This window comes from Edaphobacter sp., assembly GCF_035532915.1.
Lineage (GTDB): Bacteria > Acidobacteriota > Terriglobia > Terriglobales > Acidobacteriaceae > Edaphobacter.
On the sequence record NZ_DATKQC010000081.1, the window covers coordinates 1 to 3,728 of the forward strand.

Sequence of the window (3,728 nt, forward strand, 5' to 3'; positions counted from 1 at the left end):
ATCGTGGCTGCCGAAGCTGGTCGATTGTTGCCCTTGAGTAAACGGGAGAGATTTGCAATGCCGATGAGCGCCATGATGACGACCAGCGCAATGATGACGGGCATGGTCTTCCGCACAGGCGGCTTGGCTTCTGGCTGTTCGGGAACAGTTGCGGGTGTGTTTTCGTTTGGGTTCGGCATAGCTAATTGCCTCCGTCCGTGCGGTGAAACTCAACTTTCTGTTTGCCGATGGTGAGGTAGCCGCGGTCGAGTTCCTTGGGCACGATGTATAGGCCGTTCGAGAAATCGAAGTTGATGAGCGACGGCTTGCCGTCTTTGACTTCGTAGAGGGCAGGAGTCTCCTGAAACTGGCCGCGTAAGTAGGTGAATTTGTCGTCGTGCCAGATTTCGTGAAGGCCCAGCGCATCGCCTTTGGACTTGTTCCATGTGTAGTCAAAGCGGAGCGTGCCGGGATAGCGGCTGCGGTACTCTTCCTCTTTGGTCTGCTCGGCTTTGAGTGTGGCCGCCTCGGCTGCTTTCGCCGCAGCAATCTCCTGCTTTGCCTGGCTTAACTCCGACGCGGGCACAAAGACGGGCAGCTCAGTCAACTTCTCCTTTGCTGCTTTGTCGCCGGGGACAAGGAACACTTTTGAATCAAAGTGCGGATCAGTCTCGCCAGAGACTTCCTCCAGCTCCAGCGTGTACTCGTTGCCGTGGTCAGAGATGATGTGAACGTCCGTGGTGCTACCTGCGACCTTCGGCTTGATGCTGATGAAGCGGCTGGCGAGGTGGCCCCCGTCGAAAACCCAATCCACCGTGTCTCCTGCAAAGACGTTCGCAACCTTCTCTTCGGCAGGAAGGACGATCAACGTCGATTGCAGCAACGCTGTGCGGACCACAGGGGGTGAAAGAGTTGCTGACACCACCACCGTACGCGGTGCGCTGGGAATTGGTTGCGTGGGCGCGGGCTGTGCGTGCAGTGCTGCAATTGCTGGATGCAAGAGTCCAAGAGCTAGGGCGATTGGGATGAGCGGTTTCACGGGCGATCCTTTCTTGGGTTAAACGAGTTCACCCTGGGCAAAGCGGTCGATACCCTCGGTGAGCCCATATTTGGCGATCAATTTCGACCGGCGCACCCGGTCCTTGGGTTTGGTGGAGAACGTGGCGTAGCTGCGGTTGTCGAGATTCAAAATGACAACCTTGGTCAGCCCGTCGCGACGCATGTATAGAGCTTCGCGGTCCTGCAGGCTCTCGAAGAGCGCAAGTTGCTGCTCATTCAACCGGAAGAGTTCGGCATAGCGCTTCCGGTTGAAGGTCGGGTCTTTCAGGAACAGAAATGACGAGCAGGAGTTCACGATGCTGTCCGCGTTCTCGCCAAGGTCTTCCGCGGACTGGCCGATCAGCGTCACGCCGCCAAGATTCTTACGCACCGTCTTGATGGAGGCCAATGCGCCTTCGAGCAACTGGCGGTTCTTCATCGAAGAGAAGAGTTCCTCGATGAGAATGTGCTTGGGGACTCCGAGATTAGCCGGGTCGTAGAGCACATCGTTGATGCGCCGCAGAAGCCAGACCATCAGCGGTTCAATCAGGTCGGCATATTGCTCGTTGTTGACTCCAGCGAAGTCGAAGCACTGCACACGGGACAGAGAGAGGCCATCCTCCACGTTGTCGAAGATCGCGTGATAGACGCCATTCCGGACCCATTTCGAGAGATAGCGGTCGAGCTTCTTCGGCAGGTAGAGATTCGAGAGGCGGCGGTTCTCCCGGTCGAGCAGGTACATATCCTGCACCGCCTTGTGGATCACGTCGTCGTCTTCCGGCTCCAGTTCGACTCCGCCGTTGGTCAGCAACAGGCGGATGAACGTATACAGAAACTTGAGGTTGCTCTCGGTCGGTTCCAGCGCGAAAGGATTGACGCGGGGGCCGTCCTTGCCGACACGGTCTACCCGCCCGCCGTACACCTCGACCACGCTTTCATAGCTGCCGCCGATGTCGAAGATGTAGCTGAAGCCGCCGTATTTCTGTTCAAGTGCGATGAGCTGGTTTCCATGGACGGATTTGCCAGTCCCGGTCGGCCCAAGGATGAGCATCACGCGCACTCCGTCCACATACACGTCCTGAAAGAACGGCGTCCGCGTACGCGTCTCGAAGATGTTCAGGTACTCGGCATCGAGATCCTCAGAGCGCGGATGTCCGAGATGCGGAGCGAAGACAGAAGACAGCCGGGCATGATGGTCTTCCGACAGCCACAGAGGGAAAACATTGAACTTCCCGTTGCCGGGGAACATGGCATAAAAGGCGGAGAGGTTGCCGAGCGTTTCCTCGATCACCTGTGCCCGCGCATCGACGAATGCGCGATGCACGGCGGGGATGGTGCCGCGCAACTGATCGGGGCTGTTCGCAGCCAGCAACAGCCGGAGCGAGTATTCGCCCTGCGCCTTTTTGTCGAGCGAGCGGATGACCTCGCTCAGATCATCAACATTGCTGTTCGCGGCCTTTGCGCCGGCTCCAATCTCAAGCGAAGCCGTGTCCCGACCGCTCATGACGCGCGTCAGCACGCCAACCTTAAAGAAGGAGATGAATTTCTCCTGTGCGTCAATCTCGCTGCGCGCCGCTGCCGTGGACTTCGGTCGCCATGTCGAGCAAAGAATGCTGTCGCAATCGAGTGTCAACAGACTGGAAAAGAGACATGGCCTCGACGCTTCCGGCGTTGCCTTCAGGGAGAACATCTGCACGTAGCGTTTGCCGACTCGCAAGTGGTCGCTGTGCCAGGCGACAGGGTTCTTCACAATCTGACGGTCTATGCCGGTGTCGGCCCGGAGTTGGTCGGCTTCCGCCCATTCCTCAAGGTTGAAAACGTAGCTGAAGAACTGAAATGCTGCATTCTTATCGACCAGCCGCAATCCCAACGAACTGCCAAGATGTCCCTCCAGAATCGTGGCCGTCTTCTGGAGTTCCGCGAGCATCCGCGAAGTGTCGGCGGCGTACTCTTTGGGCTTCTGCTGGAATGCCTTGATCCTTGGCGGCTCAATGGTCAGGCACCAGTGAAGGTCGATGCGCCGGAAACCTGCCGTTTTCTCAAGGAAGGTGAGCCGGTCGTCTACGAATGCCTGTGTGACGGGATTGCTATATGTCTGCTGGCGGGGAAGCTCATAGCCGGACATCACGCGCGTGTACTGATAGAGGCATGCGCCCTCCGGCAGACCGTGCAGCGCACCTTCCAAGGAACGCATCCGCGCTTCGAGTTCCTGGTCAGTCAGCCCCTCTTCATCGCTGCCCGCCAGCGCGAACACGCATCCGTAACCTCCGCCCTTGAGCGCAAAGATTTGGTCATTGACGAAGCGTGCAATCGGAACGATGCTGCACGCTGCTCCGGCCTTCGCGAACCACGGAACGAATTTTGCCTGCTCAGTATTTGCGCGGGTCATAGTAGGACTTCTGGCTGAGGCTCAGGCCCCAGAGCTCGAACATCTTTGGGTGTTTACGGACGATGAGCCAGGCCCCCGCTGCAAGCGTGGGGAAGGCGACCATCGCCACCAGACGAAACCCAACGAGGAAAACCGTTACGCAGACGAATACGATCGCCATCCATGCTGTGAGGTCGAGGCCCAGCTTGGCCCTCGGACGATTCAGCGCTTGATTGATCGGTAACGGTTCTCCTCGTCTGGTCATGGCTGCTCACCGTCACATCTGTTGCCCAGTGAGCGAGCCAATCCAGCCAGCTCCCCAGCCAAGAATTCCGGCGCCGAA

General features: G+C 58.1%; 3 protein-coding genes. All 3 read right to left on the reverse strand.

Annotated elements, in window-relative coordinates:
• Window positions 1–181: 181 nt before the first annotated feature.
• From VMU57_RS04220 to VMU57_RS04230, 3 genes are read right to left on the reverse strand one after another with little or no spacing between them, the layout of a single operon-like run.
• Window positions 182–1,018: a TrbG/VirB9 family P-type conjugative transfer protein gene (locus VMU57_RS04220; RefSeq protein ID WP_325381107.1), complete on the reverse strand. Its 837-nt coding sequence runs from the start codon at window positions 1,016–1,018 to the stop codon at window positions 182–184.
• A gap of 18 nt (window positions 1,019–1,036) precedes the next feature.
• Window positions 1,037–3,406, reverse strand: coding sequence for a type VI secretion protein (locus tag VMU57_RS04225; RefSeq protein ID WP_325381109.1), 2,370 nt, complete (start codon window positions 3,404–3,406; stop codon window positions 1,037–1,039).
• A complete protein-coding gene (locus VMU57_RS04230) occupies window positions 3,387–3,650 on the reverse strand; it encodes a VirB3 family type IV secretion system protein (RefSeq protein ID WP_325381112.1) in 264 nt (87 codons plus the stop codon). Before VMU57_RS04230 ends, VMU57_RS04225 begins: the two co-directional genes overlap by 20 nt.
• Between the last annotated feature and the right edge of the window lie 78 nt (window positions 3,651–3,728).

Bases quoted from the DNA above. Each gene is read 5' to 3' on its own strand.
- VMU57_RS04225 (WP_325381109.1), bottom strand. From the start codon at position 3,406: ATGACCCGCGCAAATACTGAGCAGGCAAAATTCGTTCCGTGGTTCGCG.
- VMU57_RS04230 (WP_325381112.1), bottom strand. From the start codon at position 3,650: ATGACCAGACGAGGAGAACCGTTACCGATCAATCAAGCGCTGAATCGT.